Here is an 18,398-nt window from a genome sequence, read left to right on the forward strand (position 1 = left end):
TTCAGGCCTGGGTGGTGGCGGCGGCTTCGCCGTCGAGCCAGTCGATCCTGCGCATCTTGCGTACGACCACGAACTCGTCACGGTTCGTGCCGATGGTCCCGTAGTAGTTGAAGCCGTAGCTGAATTGCGCGTAGCCGCCGATCATGTGGGTCGGCTTGGTCACGATGCGGGTCACCGAGTTGTGGATGCCGCCGCGGGTGCCGGTGATCTCCGAGCCGGGCGTGTTGATGATCTTTTCCTGGGCGTGGTACATCATCACCAGGCCCGGGTTGATCCGCTGGCTCACCACCGCGCGGGCCGCGATGGCGCCGTTGGTGTTGAACAGCTCCACCCAGTCGTTGTCCTCGATGCCCGCGCTCTTGGCGTCGGTCTCGCTGAGCCAGATCACCGGGCCGCCGCGGTTCAGGGTCAGCATGTGCAGGTTGTCGCTGTACGTGCTGTGGATGCCCCACTTCTGGTGCGGGGTGATGAAGTTCAGCGAGATCTCCTTGTTCCCGTTCGGGCGGCGGTCGATCATCTCGTCCACCGTCTTCAGGTCCACCGGCGGGCGGTAGCTCGAGAAGCCCTCGCCGAAGGCCAGCATCCACGGATGGTCCAGGTAGAACTGCTGGCGGCCGGTGAGGGTGCGCCAGGGGATCAGCTCGTGCACGTTGGTGTAGCCGGCGTTGTAGGAGACCTTCTCGCTCTCCAGGCCCGACCAGGTCGGCGAGCTGATGATCTTGCGCGGCTGCGCCTGGATGTCGCGGAAGCGGATCTTCTCGTCCTCACGGTGCAGCGCCAGGTGCGTGTGGTCGCGGCCGGTGACCTTGCCCAGGGCCTCCCAGGCCTTCACGGCCACATGGCCGTTGGTCTCGGGGGCCAGCTGCAGCACCACCTCGCAGGCGTCGATGTCGGTGTCGATGCGCGGGCGGCCCTGCGTCACGCCGGCCTCCTTCACCTCGCCATTGAGCTCGCCCAGCTGCTGGACCTCGGTGGCGGTGTTCCAGCCGATGCCCTTGCCGCCGTTGCCGACCTTGTCCATCAGCGGGCCCAGGGCGGTGAAGCGCTTGTAGGTGTTGGGATAGTCGCGCTCGACCACGCTGATCTGGGGCGCCGTCTTGCCGGGCACCAGGTCGCACTCGCCCTTGTGCCATTCCTTCACCTCGAAGGGCTGGGCCAGCTCGGCGGCGGTGTCGTGCATCAGGGGCGTGAGCATCAGCTCCTTCTCCACGCCCAGGTGGCCGACGCAGACCTCGCTGAAGGCCTTGGCGAAGCCCTTGTAGATCTCCCAGTCGCTCTTGCTCTGCCACGCCGGGTCCACCGCGGTCGACAGCGGGTGGATGAAGGGGTGCATGTCGCTGGTGTTGAGGTCGTTCTTCTCGTACCAGGTGGCGGTGGGCAGCACGATGTCCGAGTACAGGCAGGTCGTGCTCATGCGGAAGTCCAGCGTGACCAGCAGGTCCAGCTTGCCCTCCGGGGCGCGGTCGTGCCAGGCCACTTCGGCGGGCTTGGCCTCGTCGGGGCCCAGGTCCTTGCCCTGCACGCCGTGGCTGGTGCCCAGCAGGTGCTTGAGGAAGTACTCGTGGCCCTTGCCCGAGGAGCCCAGGATGTTGGAGCGCCACACGAACATGTTGCGCGGCCAGTTCAGCGGGTGGTCCGGGTCCTCGCAGGACATCTTCAGGCGGCCGTCCTTCAGGGCCTGGACCGCGTAGTCCTTCGGGTCCATGCCGGCGGCGTTGGCATCCCTGACGACCTGCATCGGGTTGGTCTGCAGCTGCGGCGCGCTGGGCAGCCAGCCCATGCGCTCGGCGCGCACGTTGTAGTCGATCAGGCTGCCGCCGAACTTGGACTTGTCGGCCAGGGGCGAGAGGATCTCCTCCACGCCCAGCTTCTCGTAGCGCCACTGGTCGGTGTGGGCGTAGAAGAAGCTGGTGCTGTTCTGCTGGCGCGGCGGGCGGACCCAGTCCAGCGCGAAGGCCAGCGCGGTCCAGCCGGTCTGCGGGCGCAGTTTCTCCTGGCCCACGTAGTGCGCCCAGCCGCCGCCGCTTTGGCCGATGCAGCCGCACATCATCAGCATGTTGATGATGCCGCGGTAGTTCATGTCGCTGTGGTACCAGTGGTTCATGGCCGCGCCGATGATCACCATCGACTTGCCCCGGGTCTTGTCCGCGTTGTCGGCGAACTGGCGGGCCACCGCGACCACCTGGTCACGCGGCACGCCGGTGATCTTCTCCTGCCAGGCGGGCGTGTAGGGGGTGTCGTGGTCGTAGCCGGTGGCGGCGTTCTCGCCGGCCAGGCCGCGGGCCACGCCGTAGTTGGCGACGGTGAGGTCGAACACGGTGGCCACCAGGGCGTGGCGCTCCTCGCCGGCCTTGCCCAGCTTGATGCGGCGCACCGGCACCTGGCGCACCAGCACGTCATCCTGCTTGTTGGAGGGGAAGTTGGGCGTGTCGATGCCGCCGAAGTACGGGAAGGCGACCTCGCCCACCTCATAGGCGCTGCCCTCGCCCTCCATCAGGCTCAGCTTGAGCCTGACCTCGTCGCCGTGGCGCGCCTCCTTGTTCTCCAGGTTCCACTTGCCGGCGTCGGCACGGCCCTCGGCGCCCCAGCGGAAGCCGATGGAGCCGTTGGGCAGGACCACCTTGTCGTCCATGTCCAGGGCGACGGTCTTCCACTCGGGGTTGTTGTCCTGGCCGAGCTTGCCGTTGAAGTCGCTGGCGCGCAGGTAGCGGCCCGGGACCACGACGGTGCGGCCGTCCGGCAGGGTGCGCTCCTCGAGCTGCACCAGGTTGGGCATGTCGGTGTAGCGGCGCACGTAGTCGTCGAAGTACGCGCTGCGCTTGTCGAAGTAGAACTCCTTGAGGATCACGTGGCCCATGGCCATGGCGATCGCCGCGTCCGTGCCCTGCTTGGGGTGCATCCACAGGTCGGCGAGCTTGCTGATCTCGGCGTAGTCCGGCGTGATCGCCACCGTCTTGGCGCCCTTGTAGCGGACCTCGGTGAAGAAGTGCGCGTCGGGGGTGCGGGTCTGGGGCACGTTGGAGCCCCAGGCGATCAGGTAGGTGGAGTTGTACCAGTCGGCCGACTCGGGCACGTCGGTCTGCTCGCCCCAGATCTGCGGGCTGGCCGGCGGCAGGTCGCAGTACCAGTCGTAGAAGCTCATGCAGACGCCGCCGATGAGCGAGAGGTAGCGGCTGCCGGCCGCGTAGCTCACCATGGACATGGCGGGGATGGGCGAGAAGCCGATGATGCGGTCGGGGCCGTACTTCTTGGCGGTGTAGACGTTGGCGCTGGCGACCAGCTGGTTGACCTCGTCCCAGGTGCTGCGCACGAAGCCGCCGAGGCCGCGCTGCTGCTGCCACTCGCGGCGCGCCGGCTCGCTCTCGACGATGCTGGCCCAGGCGTCCACCGGGCTCCTGGCCACGGCCAGGGCGGCACGCCAGTGCTGCAGCAGGCGGCCGCGGACCATCGGGTACTTCACCCGGTTGGCGCTGTACAGGTACCAGGAGTAGGAGGCGCCGCGGGCGCAGCCGCGGGGCTCGTGGTTGGGCAGGTCGGCGCGGGTGCGGGGGTAGTCGGTCTGCTGGGTTTCCCAGGTGACGATGCCGCCCTTGACGTAGATCTTCCACGAGCAGGAGCCCGTGCAGTTCACGCCGTGGGTGCTGCGCACGACCTTGTCATGGGCCCAGCGGTTGCGGTAGGCGTCCTCCCAGGTGCGGTCCTCGCCGAGGGTCACGCCGTGACCGCCGGAAAAGGACTCCTTGGGCGCCGAGAAATGGGTCAGTCGGTCCAGGAAGTGGCTCATGGTTTCTCCAGGGGTGCCGGGGCTGCGAAGGCCCCGGTCGTTGTCATCAGGGGTTGTGGATCTCCGCGCCGCGGCGCAGGTAGAACCACCCGTTCAGGAGCAGGCACAGGGCGTAGAACACCGCGAAGCCGTACATCGCCACCTGGGGCGTGCCGGACTTGATCTGCTGGCCGATCACCACCGGCGCCACGAACGCGCCGTAGGCGGCCACGGCCGAGGTCCAGCCCAGCACGGGACCGGCCTGCTGGCGGTCGAAGATCACGGCGATGGTGCGGAAGGTCGAGCCGTTGCCGATGCCGCTGGCGGTGAACAGCACCACGAACAGCGCCATGAAGGCCAGGAAGTAGGTCTCGGGCGTGGCCGACTGGTAGGCCAGCCACATCACGTAGCCGACGGCGGCGGAGGCCACCACCATCACGGCCGAGATGACCTGGGTGACGATGGAGCCGCCGACGCGGTCGGACACCCAGCCGCCGATGGGACGCACCGCCGCGCCCACGAAGGGGCCGATCCAGGCATAGGTCAGGGCCGAGGGGGCGTTGGGGTTCTTCAGCGTGTGCTGGATCACGCCCTGCGCGTCCGGCACGTGGCTGAAACCGAAGATCACGGTGATCGACAGCGGCAGGGCCATCGAGAAGCCGATGAAGCTGCCGAAGGTGACGATGTAGAGCACCGTCATCGACCAGGTGTGCTTGTTGCGGAAGATCGCGAACTGCGCGGCGATGTTGTCCTTCATCGTGCCGAACGCGGTGAGCTTCATCACCATGAGCGTGCTCACGATGATCAGGGGCATGGCCACCCACATGTTCAGCAGGCCCAGGCCGCTGGGGGCGGGCAGGTACAGGTACAGGCCGACGCCGGCGGGGATGAAGGCCAGGGTGTACAGCCAGACGATCTTCAGGAAGGCCGCGATGGTGCCGCCGGTGTTGGGCGAGACGGTCTTCAGGTTGTTCATGCCGAAGAAGCACAGCACCGACAGCGGCACCAGCGAGAACACCCAGGCGAAGCCGGCGTTCTGCACCCAGGTGGGGGTGCCGGCGGGGATCTTGCCGAAGATCCAGCCGCTGTCCTTGACCAGCGTCATCGGGTCGCCGCCGAAGGCGCCCAGCAGGGGCATCGTCATCACCAGCGGGATCACCACCTGCATCGTGGTCACGCCGAAGTTGCCCAGGCCGGCGTTCAGGCCCAGGGCGGTGCCCTGCAGGCGCCTGGGGAAGAAGGTGCCGATGTTGGACATCGAACTGGCGAAGTTGCCGCCGCCCACGCCCGACCACAGCGCCATCAGCTGGAACACCCACAACGGCCACTCGGGGTGCTGCAGGGCGATGCCGGTGCCGATGGCGGGCGACAGCAGCATCGCCGTCGTCAGGAAGATGGTGTTGCGGCCGCCCGCGAGGCGGATCAGGAAGGAGGCCGGGATGCGCATGGTGGCGCCGGCCAGGCCCGCGATCGCGGTCAGGGTGAACAGCTCGGCCTGGGAGAACGGGAAGCCCAGGTTGAGCATCTGCACGGTGATGATCCCCCACATGCCCCAGACGGCGAAGCCGCACAGCAGGGCTGGGACGGAGATCCAGAGGTTGCGGTAGGCGACCTGGCGGCCGGTGGACTGCCAGAAGGCATCGTCCTCGGGGCGCCAGTCGCTGATGTCGGCGCCCCGGTCAGGGGAATGGGTCGGGTTCTTCATGGGAAGCCTCTTGGGACAGGGGGGGCTCGGCCGGACGGGCTCAGGCGGGGGAATGCAGCACGTCGGCGCGGCGCACTTCGGTGCGGTACATCCAGATCAGGGAGACCCAGACCACGCCGTACAGCAACATGAAGGCGCTGCTGCGGATGCCGGTGAGGTCCATCAGGGCGCCGAACAGGATCGGCAGGACGAAGCCGCCCAGGCCGCCGGCCAGGCCGACGATGCCGCTGATGGCGCCGATGTTGGTCGGGTAGTCGTCGGCGATGTACTTGAAGACGCTGGCCTTGCCGAAGGCCCAGGCGACGCCCAGGATGGCCATCAGGGCGGTGAAGGCGTAGACGTTCAGGCCGATGGAGAAGGTGCGCGGGCCGTTGACGGTCTGGATGGTGAAGTCGGTCTGCGGGTAGGACAGCAGGAACAGGCAGATCCAGCTCACCCACAGCACCCACCAGGTCACGGCATGGGCGCCGAACTTGTCGCTCAGCCAGCCGCCGACCGCGCGCAGCACGCCGCCGGGCAGGGAGAAGCAGGCAGCCAGCAGGGCCGCGACGCGGATGTCCAGGCCGTACTCGCCGATGTAGTACTGCACCATCCACAGCGCCAGGGCCACGTAGCCGCCGAACACGATGCTGTAGTACTGGCAGTACTTGAGGACGCGGGGGTCCTTCAGGGCCTTGAGCTGCTGGCGGAAGGTGACCGTGCTGGGCACCTGGTGGGCCGGGTCGGTGTGGCTGAACAGCCAGAACAGCACCACCGTGCCGGCCATGATCGCGGCGTAGACCTGGGGCACCATGGCCCAGCCGAAGCCGACCAGGATCACCGGCGCGATGAACTTGTTCACGGCCGAGCCGGAGTTGCCGGCGCCGTACACGCCCATGGCCAGGCCCTGCTTGTTCTTCGGGAACCAGCGGGCCACGTAGGGCGTGCCCACCGAGAAGCTGCCGCCGGCCAGGCCGACGAACAGGCCGATCACCAGGAACTGCCAGAACTCGGTGGCATAGGCCATCAGCCAGATGGCCGGCACGGTGGCGGCCATCAGCACGGCCATCACGATGCGGCCGCCGAAGCGGTCGGTCCAGATGCCCAGGGGCAGGCGGATCAGGGAGCCGGTGAGCACCGGCGTGGCGGTCAGCAGGCCGAACTCGGTGGCGTTCAGGCCCAGCATCTTCTTGATCGGGATCCCGATCACGCCGAACATCATCCACACCATGAAGCACACGGTGAAGGCCCAGGTGCTCACGATGAGCACAGACCAGGCCTTGCGCTGCTTCGACAACTCAGTCGTCATGTCCATCTCCATCAGATGGGCATGAGTCTGGCCGGCGGATGAGTTACTGGGTATTCACCGGATGGGTATGCGGCGCCCGGCAGAAGGAGGATGGCGCGGGCCGCCCCCTCGTTCCTTGGTAGTAGGTCGCTTGACCTGGATCAAGCCAGGCCGCTGCTGGCGGCGAAGACCGCGATCTGGACCCGCGACGACAGGCCCAGCTTCCTGAAGATGTGCTGGATGTGGATCTTCACCGTGGTCTCGGCGATGTCGAGGTCGCGGGCGATCTGCTTGTTGCTCAGGCTGCGCGCCACCAGCAGGAAGATCTCGCGCTCGCGCGGCGAGAGCTTGTCCAGCACCTGGACCTTCCCGGCGCCGGCGGGGGCCGCCTCGGCCGCGGACGCCGCAGCGTCCGGCGCAGCCGCGGGCTGGCGCAAGGCCGCCACCAATTTGCCCATCATGTTCGGGCTGATCACCGACTGGCCGTTGAAGACCGAGACGATGGCATCGCACAGGTGGTCGGTCTCGGCGGTCTTGAGCAGGTAACCGTCGGCGCCGTTCTGCAGGGCGCGGGCGAGATCGTGCTCGTCCTCGCTCACCGTCAGCATCATGACCCGCAGGTCGGGGAAGGTCTGCTTCAGCGAGATGATCGCGTCCACGCCGTTGACGCCGGGCAGGTGGTTGTCCAGCAGCATCACGTCGGGGCACTCGGCATTCAGCAGGCGCCAGGCCTCGCTGACGTCGCCGGCCTGGCCGACCACCTCGAAGCGGTCGTCCTGGGACAGCAGCGCGGTCAGGCCGCGCCGGAACAGGGTGTGGTCGTCCACCACCATCAGTCGGATCGGGTCGCTCATGTCGTCGGGGAAATCTCGGCCGCCGCCGGCATGGCCGCCGTCGCGCTGCCCGGCAGGGGGGTGGAGGGCACGGCCAGGCTCACGCGGGTGCCCTCGCCCGGCCGGGAGTCGATGGCGACGGTGGCGCCGATGTGGGCGGCGCGCTCCTGCATGATCTTCAGGCCCACGTGCATCTGGGTGCGCTCGGCGGCGGCGTCGAAGCCGCGGCCGTCGTCGGCGACGACGAAGCGCCAGCGGTCGCCCTTGTGGATCTCGATGGTCACGCGCCGCGCCTGGGCATGCTTGCGCACGTTGGACAGCGCCTCCTGCAGCACGTGCAGCACCTGGATCTGCACGTCCTGCGCCAGCGGCAGGCCGTCGCCGCGCACCACGCGCTGCACCTCCAGGCCGGTCTGCTGGTGGAATTTCTGCAGGGTCTCCTGCACCGCGGCCTCGATGTCGTCGCCCTGCGCCCGGGTGCGGAAATGCACCAGCAGCTCGCGCACGTCGGCCATGCTCTCCTTGATCCCCTGGTCCAGCTCGTCCAGCGCGCTCGCGGTCTTGGCGGCATCGCCCCTGGCCATGGCGCCCTTGAGCAGCCCCACCTGGATCTTCAGGAAGGCCAGCGACTGCGCGATCGAGTCGTGCAGCCCCCGCGCCAGCAGGGCGCGCTCGCCGGAAATCGTGGCCTCCCGCTCCAGCGCGGCGACGCGCATGCCCTCGACCGCGCTGGCCAGGTGGCTGGCCAGCGCATCGACCAGCTCCATCTCCTCCACGGCCAGCCGGACCTCGCGGCGGTAGAACAGGTCGATCTCGCCCAGCACCTTGCTCTGCAAGCGGACCGGCACCGACACCAGGGTCTCGAAGCCGATCCGGGTGCAGTGCTGCAGCGGGGCGGCCTCGCTGTTGCGGATCGGGATCACGCGGGTGCGGCCCTCGGTGCGGGCGTTGCCGCAGGCGCAGACGCCGGCGCGCAGGCACTTCTCGTCCTCCTTCATGTCCAGCGGGAACTGGTCGGAGCCGAGCACCAGGAACTTGGACGGGTCGTCGCCGGCCCAGCGCAGGGCGACCGCGTCGGCCTTGAGCAGCTCGCGCACCTGGGCCGCGAAGCCCTGGGTCAGCTCGTGCAGGGTGCCGGCCTGGGACAGGAAGGCGCTGACCCGGTAGAGGGCCTCCAGCCGCTCCTTCTGCGCGGCGATGCGCTGGGTCTTGGCGGCGACCTGCCCTTCCAGGTCGCCGTAGAGCGACTGCAGGGTGGCGGCCATGCGGTTGAAGCCCTGGGCCACCTGGCCGAACTCGTCGTTGGAGGCCACCTCCACCCGCGCCGAGAACTCGGCCGACTCGAGCCGGCGCAGCGCGTCGCGCAGCTGCCCCAGCGGGTGGATGACGTAGTGGTAGCCGGTGTAGAGCATGATCACCGCGCCGCCGATGGCCAGGGCCATCATGACGAACTGGAACATGTTCAGGACGGCGGTGAGCGAGGCCAGCTGCTGCTCGATCGCCAGCACGAAGCGGTCGATCACGACGAGGAAGGATTCGGCCGAGCGCACCAGCCGGTCGGGCGCGACATCGCCCCGCTCGGCCAGCAGGGCCCGGTGCCCCGCCCAGGCGGCCTCCACCTCGGCATACCGGGCCCGGACCTGGGGATCCCAGGGCACGAACAGCGGCCGGGTGGCATCGCCCTGCCGCAGCAGGCGGATGCTGCCGTCGAACTCGCGCACCAGGGCCGGCACCTCGCCCTCGCGGGCCTGCACGGCACTGACCAGGCGCCACGTCTGCATGCGCATCCGGCCGGCCTCGTTCAGGGCCGCGGCCCCGCCGCTCAGCCGCCAGGTGACCCACAGCGTCAGGCCGATCGAGACCAGCGCCACGACGAGGAGCGCGGCGCCAATGCGCATGAGCTTGGCGGAGAGGGTGGCGGTCGTCCTCATCGATCTTCGGAATACGGATGCGGGGTCAGGGCGGCCGGCGCATCCACCGCAGCGGACGACCTCCGCCGCGGCCGCTACTGTAGCGTAGCGATCGACCAGGATGAATGGAAGGGGACGGCGCCGGCACGGAGGGACTCCGTGCCGCCAGGCCCGAAGCATGCCGCACCGTGCCGCGCGCGCACCACGGCCGCAGGCGCGACGGGTCGTCAGACCTGGAAGCGCTCGACCTCTCGCCGGGTGGAGTCGGCGATCTTGGCCAGCTCCGTCATGCTGCCGGCAATCTGCTCGGACGCGGCGGCGTTGCTGCGCGCGATGCCGTCGACGCTGCCGAGGTTGGAATTGATCTCCTCGACCGCCGCGCTCTGCTCCTCGAGCGCCGCAGATATCCGCTGGAGCATCTCGTCGGTCTGCCGCGAACCGTCCTCGATGAGGCGCATGTCGTCGCTCACGTTGCGCACGGCCACCACCGCCCGCCGGGTGTCGGCCACGGCCTGCTGGACCAGCGTGGCGATCTCCTGGGAGCTCTCGGCGCTGTTGACGGCGAGCTTGCCGACCTCGTCGGCCACGACCGCGAAGCCCTTGCCCTGCTCGCCGGCCCGCGCCGCCTCGATGGCGGCGTTCAGCGACAGCAGGTTGGTCTTGTTGGCGATCTTCTCGATCACCTCGGTGATCCGGGTGATCTTCTCGGAGTTGGCAGCAATGCTGTTGACGACCTCGACCATGTGGTCGATCTTGCCCATGCCTTCGCGGACGATGGACACCGAGGCCTTGGACTGCTGGCTGGCCACCTCGGTGTTGCGTGACACATCGGCGATGGAGGCCGCGGTCTGGCGCACCGCCGCGGCGACCTGCCCGACCGCATGGGTCTGGTTCATGACGCCTTCGGAGATCTGGGTGATGGCCCGGTTCGACTCCTGCGAGGCCGCGGCGACCTGGCGGGTGTTCTGGTGGATCACCTGCATGGCCTGGGCCATGGCATCGAGCGACCGGTTGATGTCGTCCTTGAGGACCCGCAGGTCGCCCTGGCCCTGGGCCGTCACCCGCAGGCCCAGCTCGCCGCCCGCCACGCCGGCCATCACGCGGCCGATGTCGCCGATCATCCCGCGCAGGGCCTGCATCGCCGCCACGGCCTGCTGGATCGCGCGCCGGTACTCGCCGCGCGCGTCCGCCTCGACCCGGGCGGCAAACTCGCCGTTCTGCAGCGCCTGCATCGCCTGGTTGAGGCTGGCGATCGTGGCCTGGATGGTGTCGGCCGAGGTGTTGACGGCGTCCTTGAGCGTGGCCAGGTCGCCGGCCAGCGGCGCCTGCACCCGGGCGCCGAACTCGCCCGCCGCCAGCGCGGTCGAGACCTGGCTGACTTCACGCACCGCGTTCTGCAGGGAATCGAGAAGTCCGTTGAGCGAACGGGCGGCGCTGGCCACCTCGTCGCCGCCCGGGGCATCGACCCGCAGGGAGAAGTCGGCGCGGCGCTCGATCTCGCCGATGCGCTGCTGCATGCGCTTGAGCGGCCGGGAGATGGCGCGCCCGGCCACGAACGCCAGGACCAGGCTCACGACCACGGCCGCGAGCAGGGCCGCCGCCTGCACGGATTGCAGGAACACCACGCGCTCGTTCAGGCGGGACTGGCCGCTGGTGAAGGCGATGCGGCTGGCGGTGGAAACCGCCTGCAGCGACTGGACCAGCTCGTCGTAGACCTTGTCGGCGTCCTGCATCATCATCGCGCCGAGGTTGGTGTCGGACGTCGCCGAGTCATAGGCGTCGCGCACGGCCTTGTCATAGGCCTCGACCTTGGGGCCGAGGCCGCGCACCGCCGCATCCGGCGCGGCGGCCAGCGAGCGGCCGACTTCCGCCAGCTCGTTCAGCTGGCGGGCCATCAGCTCCTCGGCCGACTCGCGGGCCTTGGCGCTCTTGAGATTGAGCAGCGCCAGGCTCCGGTAGGCCGCCGAATGCGTCGCGTTGACCGCGGCTTCGGTCTCCTGGGCGCCGCGCTCGCGCGCGACGGCGCCGGACAGCAGGTCCTGCAACCCCTGCTCCATGGAAATCATGTTGAGGTGGCTGAACAGGCCGAACGCCAGCAGCAGCACCGCCACGATGGCGGGCGCCACCATCAGCTTGGAAGCGATTCCCAAGCGGCTCAGCACAGGAAGCATGCGGGATCCGCCGCGCTTACTTGTAGATGCCGCCGCAGACGACGTGGCTGCCCACCTTCTCGCAGTACATCTGCTTGGGCTGGATGGTCTTGGTCAGCGGGTCGGTGAACTTGTAGTCCTGCCAGAACTTGCCTTTGGACGACGCGAGGCTCACGCGCTCCTTGACGAACTCCTTGCCGTCCGGGTCCTTGAGGTTCAGGAGGTCCTTGCCGACCTGCTTGGCGTTCTGGCCGTGCGCCAGGCACTTGCCGTTCATGTCGTAGACGACCAGGTACAGGTCCCGGTCGGCGAAGGTCTTGCTCGGGGCGGTCATCTCGACGAAGGCGGCATCGCCCTTGGCCTTGAGGGCGGCGACGCCCTTGGCCACCATGGCCTCGGCGTCGGCCTTGGTGGCGCGTTCGCCGGCGGCCCAGGCGCCGGTGGCGGCCACGCAGGAGGCCAGGAACAGGGCACGCAGCGCGGAATTCATGATTGTCTCCAGTTGTGAAATATTGATCCTGGAGAGTGTAAATGACCAAAATTGCGTTGATCTATCCATGAATTCCCGCGCTTGTTGACCTACTGCTTCACTCCGGCTTGAAGCCCGCGCCCTTGAGCAGGTCGGCGCTTTCCGTGATGTAGGCCGCCATGTACTTGCGGAAGTCCTCCACGCTCTCGACCACCGGCTCGATGCCCAGGGGCTCGAACGCGCCGGCCTTGGCCAGCTGGCTGACCGCGTCGTTGAAGGCCTTGTTCAGGAACTGCACCCGGTCCGCCGGGGTGGCCTTGGGGGCCCACACGCCGTACCAGGACTCGGTCACGAACTTCGGGTAGCCGCTTTCCACCGCGGTGGGGACGTTGGGCATGACCGAGCTGCGCTTGGCCGAGGTCACCATGATCGGCTTGACCTTGCCCGACTTGGCCATGGACTGCAGCGCCACGATCGCGTCGATCTGGATCTGCACATGGCCCCCCGCCACGTCGGTCAGCGCGGGGGCAGTGCCCTTGTAGACGGCGGTGGTGAGGTTCGTCAGGCCGCCCTGCTTGGCGAACATCAGCGTGCCCAGGTGGCTGGCGGCGCCCAGGGCCGGGAGGGCGGCTGTCCACTTGTCGGGGTTCTGCTTGGCGGCGGTGATCACCTCGTTCAGCCGGTTCTGCGGCAGGTTGGGCGAGATCACCATCAGCAGGGGCGCGTCGCCGACACGGGCCACCGCCGCGAAGTCCGTCAGCGGGTCGTAGGGCGGCGTGGCCATGACCTGGCGGGTCAGGGCCTGGGTGGAGGCCGAGAACAGCAGGGTCTGGCCGTCGGCCGCGGCGGTCTGGACGAACTTGCCGCCCACCGTGCCGTTGGCGCCGGGCTTGTTCTCCACGATCACGGAGACGTTGAGGTTGGTGCCCAGCTGCCGCGCGATCAGGCGCGCGGCGCTGTCCACGCCGCCGCCCGGGGCGAACGGCACGACCAGCCGCAGCGGGCTCTCCGGGAACTTGCCCTGCGCCAGGGCGCCGGTGCTGGCGCCCATGGCCAAAAGGGCCACTGTCAGGGCCCTGCGTGTGATGCGATTCATCGCTTGTCTCCTTGGTTGATCAGAGTCATCAGGCACGGTAGCCCTTGCGCCACGCGTTCGAGCCGCCCAGCAGTGGCGCCTCCGGCGCAGGGCCATGCAACTTGGCGTAGGACTCGATGGTCTTGGTCAGCCTCGCCAACAGCCATTCCGCGACCGCGTCCTCGGCCTCGTCGGCCTCCAGGCGGGCCAGGATGCCGCGCACGGCCTGCACCTGTTCGGACACCGGGCCGGGCGCGAGCAGGAAGGCCACCACGGCGGCCTGCCCCAGTCGCTCGCTCTCGGCCCAGAGGTAGTCGGCGATGTCACGCTCGAAGTCCTCGAGCGTGACGCTGATGCCGCTCATGGTGCAGGAACACCCCAGCGCGATGTGCTGCGCCGACAACCGGTGCCACAGCTCGGCCAGGTAGGCCGCCTGCTGCTGGTGGGGGGTGGTCGCCACGAGCATCCCCTCAGGCCTTCGCGCGCAGGGCCGCCGTCTCGGCCGCCTTGACCTGGCCGCGCTCGTCGAGCGCCACGCCATACAGCTTCTCCGCGGCCTCGCGGCTCACGTAGCCCTCGCGCACGTCCTCGGCCACCTTGTCCGCGTCGCGCTTGAAGGGGCTGCCGAAGCCGCCGCCGCCGCCCGAGAGCATCTTGTAGGCGTCGCCGCGCTCCAGGCGGACGTTGAAGATCTTGGCGTTGGGCAGGTCTTCCTTCCACTCGCCCTTGTGGCGGATGGCGATGCCGTTGCCCGCCGCCTCGCCGCCGCCTTCCAGGCCCCAGGGCTTGCAGTGCATGCGGTCGATGCGGGTGGTCACCGAGAACGGCGACAGCGCCTGCACCACCATCTCCGCGCCCAGGCCGCCGCGGAACTCGCCCGCGCCGCCGCTGTCCTCGCGGATGCGGTAGCTCTCCACCAGCACCGGGTACTTGGCCTCCAGCTGCTCGGTGGGGCTGTTGTGGGTGTCGCCGTCGTTGATGCACACCGTGACGGACACGCCGTCCTCGCGGCTCTTGGCGCCCCAGCCGCCACCCAGCGGGCCGATGCCCACGATGAACAGGCGGCCGTCCTCCGGCGAGATGCCGTGGATGTTGGGGAACACCAGGTCGGCGTGGTGGCCGGCGATGGAGCGGTCCGGAATGGCCGGGGCCAGCGCCTTGAAGATGGTGTCGATCACCGTCATCGGGAACGTCATCCACACCCGCATCGGGTAGGGGCGCTCGGCGCTGATCACGGTGCCCATGGGCATCACCACCTTCAGGGGGCGGAAGCTGCCGTCGTTCACCGGGTAGTCGGTGGGCGTGGTCAGGCACTTGTACGCCACCTGCGCGCAGGCGATGCCGGTGGTGAAGCCGGAGTTGTAGAAGCCCTTGACCTGGCGGCTCACGTCGGAGAGGTCGATCTCCATCTCGTCGCCCTTGACGGTCACCTTGACGCGGATCGGAATGCGCTTGCCGATCTCCAGGCCGTCGTCGTCCATGAAGGATTCGGCCTCGTAGACGCCGTCGGGGATCGACAGCGTGTTCTGCCGCGCCAGCGCCTCGGAGGCGTTCATGATCTCCTGGATGGAGGCCTGCACCGCGTCGTTGCCATAGCGCTGCACCAGCTCCAGGAAGCGGCGCTCGCCGGTGGTGATCGCGGTGATCTGCGCGCGCAGGTCGCCCAGGGCGCGCTCGGGCAGGCGCACGTTCATGGCGATGATGTCCACCAGGTCCTGGTTCACCTTGCCCGCGCTCTGGTACTTCACGATCGGGATCTGGATGCCCTCGGAGAAGATGTCGGTGGTGATCTGGCCCAGGCTGCCGCCCACGTCCAGCCAGTGCGCCATGCAGCAGGTGAAGCCGATCAGCTCGCCTTCATGGAACACCGGCATGGTGAACGTGAAGTGGTTCAGGTGGCTGCCGGTGGTGTAGGCGTCGTTGGTGACCAGGATGTCCCCGGGGTGGATGTTCTCGTACCCGAAGTGGCGGATCTTGGACTTGACGGTCTCGGACATGCCGCGGATGAACATCGGCAGGCCCAGGCCGATGGAGACGGTGTCGCCTTCCTTGGTGAACAGGCCCACGGTGAAGTCCAGCGCCTCATAGATGATGAGGTTGTAGGCCGTGCGCATCAGGTTGGTCTTCATCTCCTCGGTCACCGCGAACAGGCCGTTGCGGATGATCTCGACGATGACGGGGTCCACGGCCTGCGCCTGGGCCTGGAGTTGGGGGGTGGTGACGGTGTTCACGAGCGGTCGCTCCCGATGGAGATTTGCAGGTTGCCGAACTGGTCGACGTGGACGGTGTCGCCGGGTTGGACGACGGTGGTCGAGGCATGTTCCTCCACCAGGGCCGGGCCGAGGATCACGTTGCCGCTCTTGAGGCGGTCACGCTTGAACACCGGGGTGGAGACGTAGTCGCCGGCGCTGCGGAAGTAGACCGGCTTGTGGGCGCGCAGGGCAGCGTCGTCCGGGGCGGCGTGGCCCGAGGCGACCTCGTTGCGCGGCGGCTTGGCCATGCGGCCCATCACCGTGACGCGCAGGCTGACGATGTCGGCCGGCTCCTTGGGCGCGGAGGTGCCGTAGCGCACCTTGTGCACCTCGTCGAAGTGGGTCTTGATGCCGGAGCGGTCCTTGCGGTCGAAGTGCACCTGCGGCAGGTCCACCGTCACCGCATGCTCCTGGCCCACGTAGCGCATGTCGGCGGCGCGCTCGAAGACGATCTCCTCGGGGCGGATCTGCGAGGCGCTGATGGCGGCGCGGCCTTCATCCTCCATCTCCTGGTAGATGGCCTCGATCTCGTCGAACGACAGGCCTTCCAGGCGGCGGAACACCGAGCGCACGTAGTCGTAGCGCAGGTCGGAGAACAGCATGCCGTAGGCGGAGAAGTAGCCCGGCGCGTGCGGGATCAGCACCTTGCGGATGCCGATCTCGCGGGCGATGGCCGAGGCGTGCAGCGGGCCGGCGCCGCCGTAGACCACCATGGTGAAGCTGCCGGCATCCAGGCCGCGCTCGGTGGTCACGGCCTTCACCGCGTGCGACATCTGCGTCACCGCGATGCGCAGGATGCCGTCGGCGGCCTTCGTGGCGTCCAGGCCCAGGGGCGTGGCGACCTTGTCCTCCATGGCCTGGCGCGCGCGGTCCAGGTACAGGGGCATCTCGCCGCCCAGGAAGTTGTGTTCGTCCAGGCGGCCCAGGATCAGGTTGGCGTCGGTGACGGTGGGCTCGGTGCCGCCGCGGCCGTAGCAGACCGGGCCGGGCATGCTGCCCGCGGAGCGCGGGCCCACGCGCAGCGAGTGGCCCAGCTCCACGCGGGCGATCGAGCCGCCGCCGGTGCCGACCTCGAAGATGTCCATCATCGGGATCTGGATCGGCAGGGCCTTCTCGTAGCCGCCGATCAGGGCGCTGCCGGTGGTCAGGGGCCGGCCTTCGCTGATCACGCCGGCCTTGGCGGTGGTGCCGCCCATGTCGAAGGCGATGGAGTCGGGCAGGCCCAGCTGGGCGCAGATCGCCTGCGCGCCGATCACGCCGGCGGCGGGACCGGACTCCAGCATGCGCACGCAGTCGCGGCGGGCATGCTCCAGCGGGAACAGGCCGCCGGTGGACTGCACGGCGTAGAAGTCGCCCTTGAAGCCCTTCTCCTCCAGGTGCTCCTCCAGCTCGCCCAGGTAGGCGGAGACGCGCGGGCCCACGTAGGCGTTGGCCACGGCGGTGGAGACGCGCTCGAACTCGCGGTATTCCTGCGACAGCTCGTGCGAGGCGGTCACGAAGGCACCCGGGATCTCCTCCTGCAGGATGGCCTTGACGCGGCGCTCGTGGTCCGGGTTGCGGTAGGAGTGCAGCAGCAGCACCGCCACCGCCTCGATATGGTCCTCGCGCAGCTTGCGGGCCAGGGCGCGCACGCCTTCTTCATCCAGCGGCTTGTGCAGCGAGCCGTCGGCGCGCAGGCGCTCGCTCACCTCATGGCGCTGCGAGCGCGGCACCAGGGGCACGTGCTTGGAGAAGAACAGGTTGTAGGCGTCGGGGCGGTTGACGCGGCCGATCTCGTAGATGTCGCGGAAGCCCTCGGTGATCAGCAGCGCGGTGTTGGCGCCATTGCGCTCCAGCAGCGTGTTGATGGCGATGGTGGAGCCGTGCAGGAACAGGTAGCCGTTGGTGAGGTCCACGCCGGCGCCGTCGAGCGTGTTCTGGATGCCTTCGTGCAGGTGGCCGTGGGTGGACAGGGCCTTGCCGAAGGAGATCTCGCCGGTGGCCTCGTCGAAGCAGGCCATGTCGGTGAAGGTGCCGCCGATGTCGACGGCGATGCGCAGGGATTTCTTGGATGCGGTCATGGGTCGGTGCTCCTTCAGGCCTCGTCGACGACCGTGTTGCGCAGCGTGCCCAGGCCGGTGATCTCGACCTCGATCACGTCGCCGGCCTTCATGTAGACCGCGGGCTCGCGCTTGTCGCCCACGCCGCCGGGGGTGCCGGTGGCGATGATGTCGCCGGGGGACAGGGTGGTAAAGCCCGAGAGGTATTCAATGATCACGGGCAGGGTGAAGATCAGGTCGGACAGGCTGGCGCTCTGCATGACCTGGCCGTTCAGGCGGGTCTGCAGGTTCAGCGCGTTGACGTCGGGGATGGCCTGGCGCGTGGCCATGAACGGGCCCAGCGGGCCGGTGGCCGGGAAGTTCTTGCCCGGCGTCCACTGGTGGGTGTGGCGCTGCCAGTCGCGGGCGGTGCCGTCGTTGAAGCAGGCGTAGCCGGCGATGTGCTCGAAGGCGTCGGCCTGCGCGATGCGGCGGCCGCCCTTGCCGATGATCACGGCCAGCTCGCCCTCGAAGTCGAAGCGGTTCGTGGTGGACGGCTTGGGCAGCGGCGCTCCGTGGGCGCTGAGGCTGTCGGCGAAGCGGGTGAAGATGGCCGGGTACTCGCTGTCGGCGCGCTTCATCTCGGCGACGTGGGTCTTGTAGTTCAGGCCCACGCAGAACACCTTGCCCGGGTTGGCGATCACCGGCAGCAGGCGGGCCTCGGCCGCGGACACCACCTGGTTCGCCTGGCGGGCAGCCTGCTCCAGGGCCTCCAGCTGGCCGGCGGCGATGACGGACTTCAGGTCCGGGAAGCGGGCCTGGAAGTCGGCCGGCGCCTGCAGCCAGGCGGCCTCGTCCTGCCACACGCCGTAGCTGGCCTGGCCCTGTTTTTCAAAACTCACGAATCGCATGGCGTTCTCTCTTGGGGGGTTCGATGCGGCGGGAGTCTAGGGACG

12 protein-coding genes are annotated in these 18,398 nt (G+C 68.7%); all 12 read right to left on the reverse strand.

All coding sequences use genetic code 11. The features are described from left to right. Position 1 precedes the first annotated feature (1 nt). Positions 2-3,784, reverse strand: coding sequence for a nitrate reductase subunit alpha (locus tag ACT80S_RS03200; protein ID WP_377412493.1), 3,783 nt, complete (start codon positions 3,782-3,784; stop codon positions 2-4). A 46-nt stretch (positions 3,785-3,830) separates the two neighbouring features. Next, positions 3,831-5,468 carry an MFS transporter gene (locus tag ACT80S_RS03205; protein ID WP_377412495.1) on the reverse strand — a complete coding sequence of 546 codons (1,638 nt, stop codon included), beginning with the start codon at positions 5,466-5,468 and terminating at the stop codon, positions 3,831-3,833. Between the two features lie 40 nt (positions 5,469-5,508). Beyond that, positions 5,509-6,756: an MFS transporter gene (locus ACT80S_RS03210; RefSeq protein ID WP_377412497.1), complete on the reverse strand. Its 1,248-nt coding sequence runs from the start codon at positions 6,754-6,756 to the stop codon at positions 5,509-5,511. A gap of 140 nt (positions 6,757-6,896) precedes the next feature. Continuing rightward, a complete protein-coding gene (locus ACT80S_RS03215; RefSeq protein WP_377412499.1) occupies positions 6,897-7,589 on the reverse strand; it encodes a response regulator in 693 nt (230 codons plus the stop codon). After that, positions 7,586-9,499 (reverse strand): type IV pili methyl-accepting chemotaxis transducer N-terminal domain-containing protein, encoded by a 1,914-nt coding sequence (locus ACT80S_RS03220; RefSeq protein WP_377412502.1) that lies wholly within the window; start codon positions 9,497-9,499, stop codon positions 7,586-7,588. The genes ACT80S_RS03215 and ACT80S_RS03220 overlap by 4 nt, the downstream gene beginning before the upstream one ends. 206 nt (positions 9,500-9,705) lie before the next feature. Next, positions 9,706-11,628, reverse strand: a complete 1,923-nt coding sequence (locus tag ACT80S_RS03225; protein WP_377412505.1) for a methyl-accepting chemotaxis protein — start codon at positions 11,626-11,628, stop codon at positions 9,706-9,708. 37 nt (positions 11,629-11,665) lie between these two features. After that, positions 11,666-12,118: a cache domain-containing protein gene (locus tag ACT80S_RS03230; protein WP_377412508.1), complete on the reverse strand. Its 453-nt coding sequence runs from the start codon at positions 12,116-12,118 to the stop codon at positions 11,666-11,668. Between the two features lie 97 nt (positions 12,119-12,215). Further along, positions 12,216-13,193 carry a Bug family tripartite tricarboxylate transporter substrate binding protein gene (locus ACT80S_RS03235; RefSeq protein WP_377412510.1) on the reverse strand — a complete coding sequence of 326 codons (978 nt, stop codon included), beginning with the start codon at positions 13,191-13,193 and terminating at the stop codon, positions 12,216-12,218. A 28-nt stretch (positions 13,194-13,221) separates the two neighbouring features. After that, positions 13,222-13,632, reverse strand: coding sequence for a hypothetical protein (locus ACT80S_RS03240; protein ID WP_377412513.1), 411 nt, complete (start codon positions 13,630-13,632; stop codon positions 13,222-13,224). 10 nt (positions 13,633-13,642) lie between these two features. Continuing rightward, positions 13,643-15,403, reverse strand: a complete 1,761-nt coding sequence (locus ACT80S_RS03245; protein ID WP_377412516.1) for a hydantoinase B/oxoprolinase family protein — start codon at positions 15,401-15,403, stop codon at positions 13,643-13,645. Then, the gene (locus tag ACT80S_RS03250) at positions 15,400-17,484 is read right to left on the reverse strand and encodes a hydantoinase/oxoprolinase family protein (RefSeq protein WP_377412519.1); all 2,085 of its coding nucleotides are present in this window, start codon (positions 17,482-17,484) and stop codon (positions 15,400-15,402) included. The genes ACT80S_RS03245 and ACT80S_RS03250 overlap by 4 nt, the downstream gene beginning before the upstream one ends. 14 nt (positions 17,485-17,498) lie before the next feature. Next, complete coding sequence (locus tag ACT80S_RS03255; protein ID WP_377412521.1) at positions 17,499-18,353, reverse strand: fumarylacetoacetate hydrolase family protein; 855 nt, start codon at positions 18,351-18,353, stop codon at positions 17,499-17,501. Positions 18,354-18,398: the final 45 nt, after the last annotated feature.

Source organism: Ramlibacter sp. MAHUQ-53 (assembly GCF_052600055.1).

Bases quoted from the DNA above. Each gene is read 5' to 3' on its own strand.
- ACT80S_RS03250 (WP_377412519.1), bottom strand. From the start codon at position 17,484: ATGACCGCATCCAAGAAATCCCTGCGCATCGCCGTCGACATCGGCGGC.
- ACT80S_RS03210 (WP_377412497.1), bottom strand. From the start codon at position 6,756: ATGACGACTGAGTTGTCGAAGCAGCGCAAGGCCTGGTCTGTGCTCATC.
- ACT80S_RS03220 (WP_377412502.1), bottom strand. From the start codon at position 9,499: ATGAGGACGACCGCCACCCTCTCCGCCAAGCTCATGCGCATTGGCGCC.
- ACT80S_RS03230 (WP_377412508.1), bottom strand. From the start codon at position 12,118: ATGAATTCCGCGCTGCGTGCCCTGTTCCTGGCCTCCTGCGTGGCCGCC.
- ACT80S_RS03200 (WP_377412493.1), bottom strand. From the start codon at position 3,784: ATGAGCCACTTCCTGGACCGACTGACCCATTTCTCGGCGCCCAAGGAG.
- ACT80S_RS03205 (WP_377412495.1), bottom strand. From the start codon at position 5,468: ATGAAGAACCCGACCCATTCCCCTGACCGGGGCGCCGACATCAGCGAC.
- ACT80S_RS03255 (WP_377412521.1), bottom strand. From the start codon at position 18,353: ATGCGATTCGTGAGTTTTGAAAAACAGGGCCAGGCCAGCTACGGCGTG.
- ACT80S_RS03235 (WP_377412510.1), bottom strand. From the start codon at position 13,193: ATGAATCGCATCACACGCAGGGCCCTGACAGTGGCCCTTTTGGCCATG.
- ACT80S_RS03215 (WP_377412499.1), bottom strand. From the start codon at position 7,589: ATGAGCGACCCGATCCGACTGATGGTGGTGGACGACCACACCCTGTTC.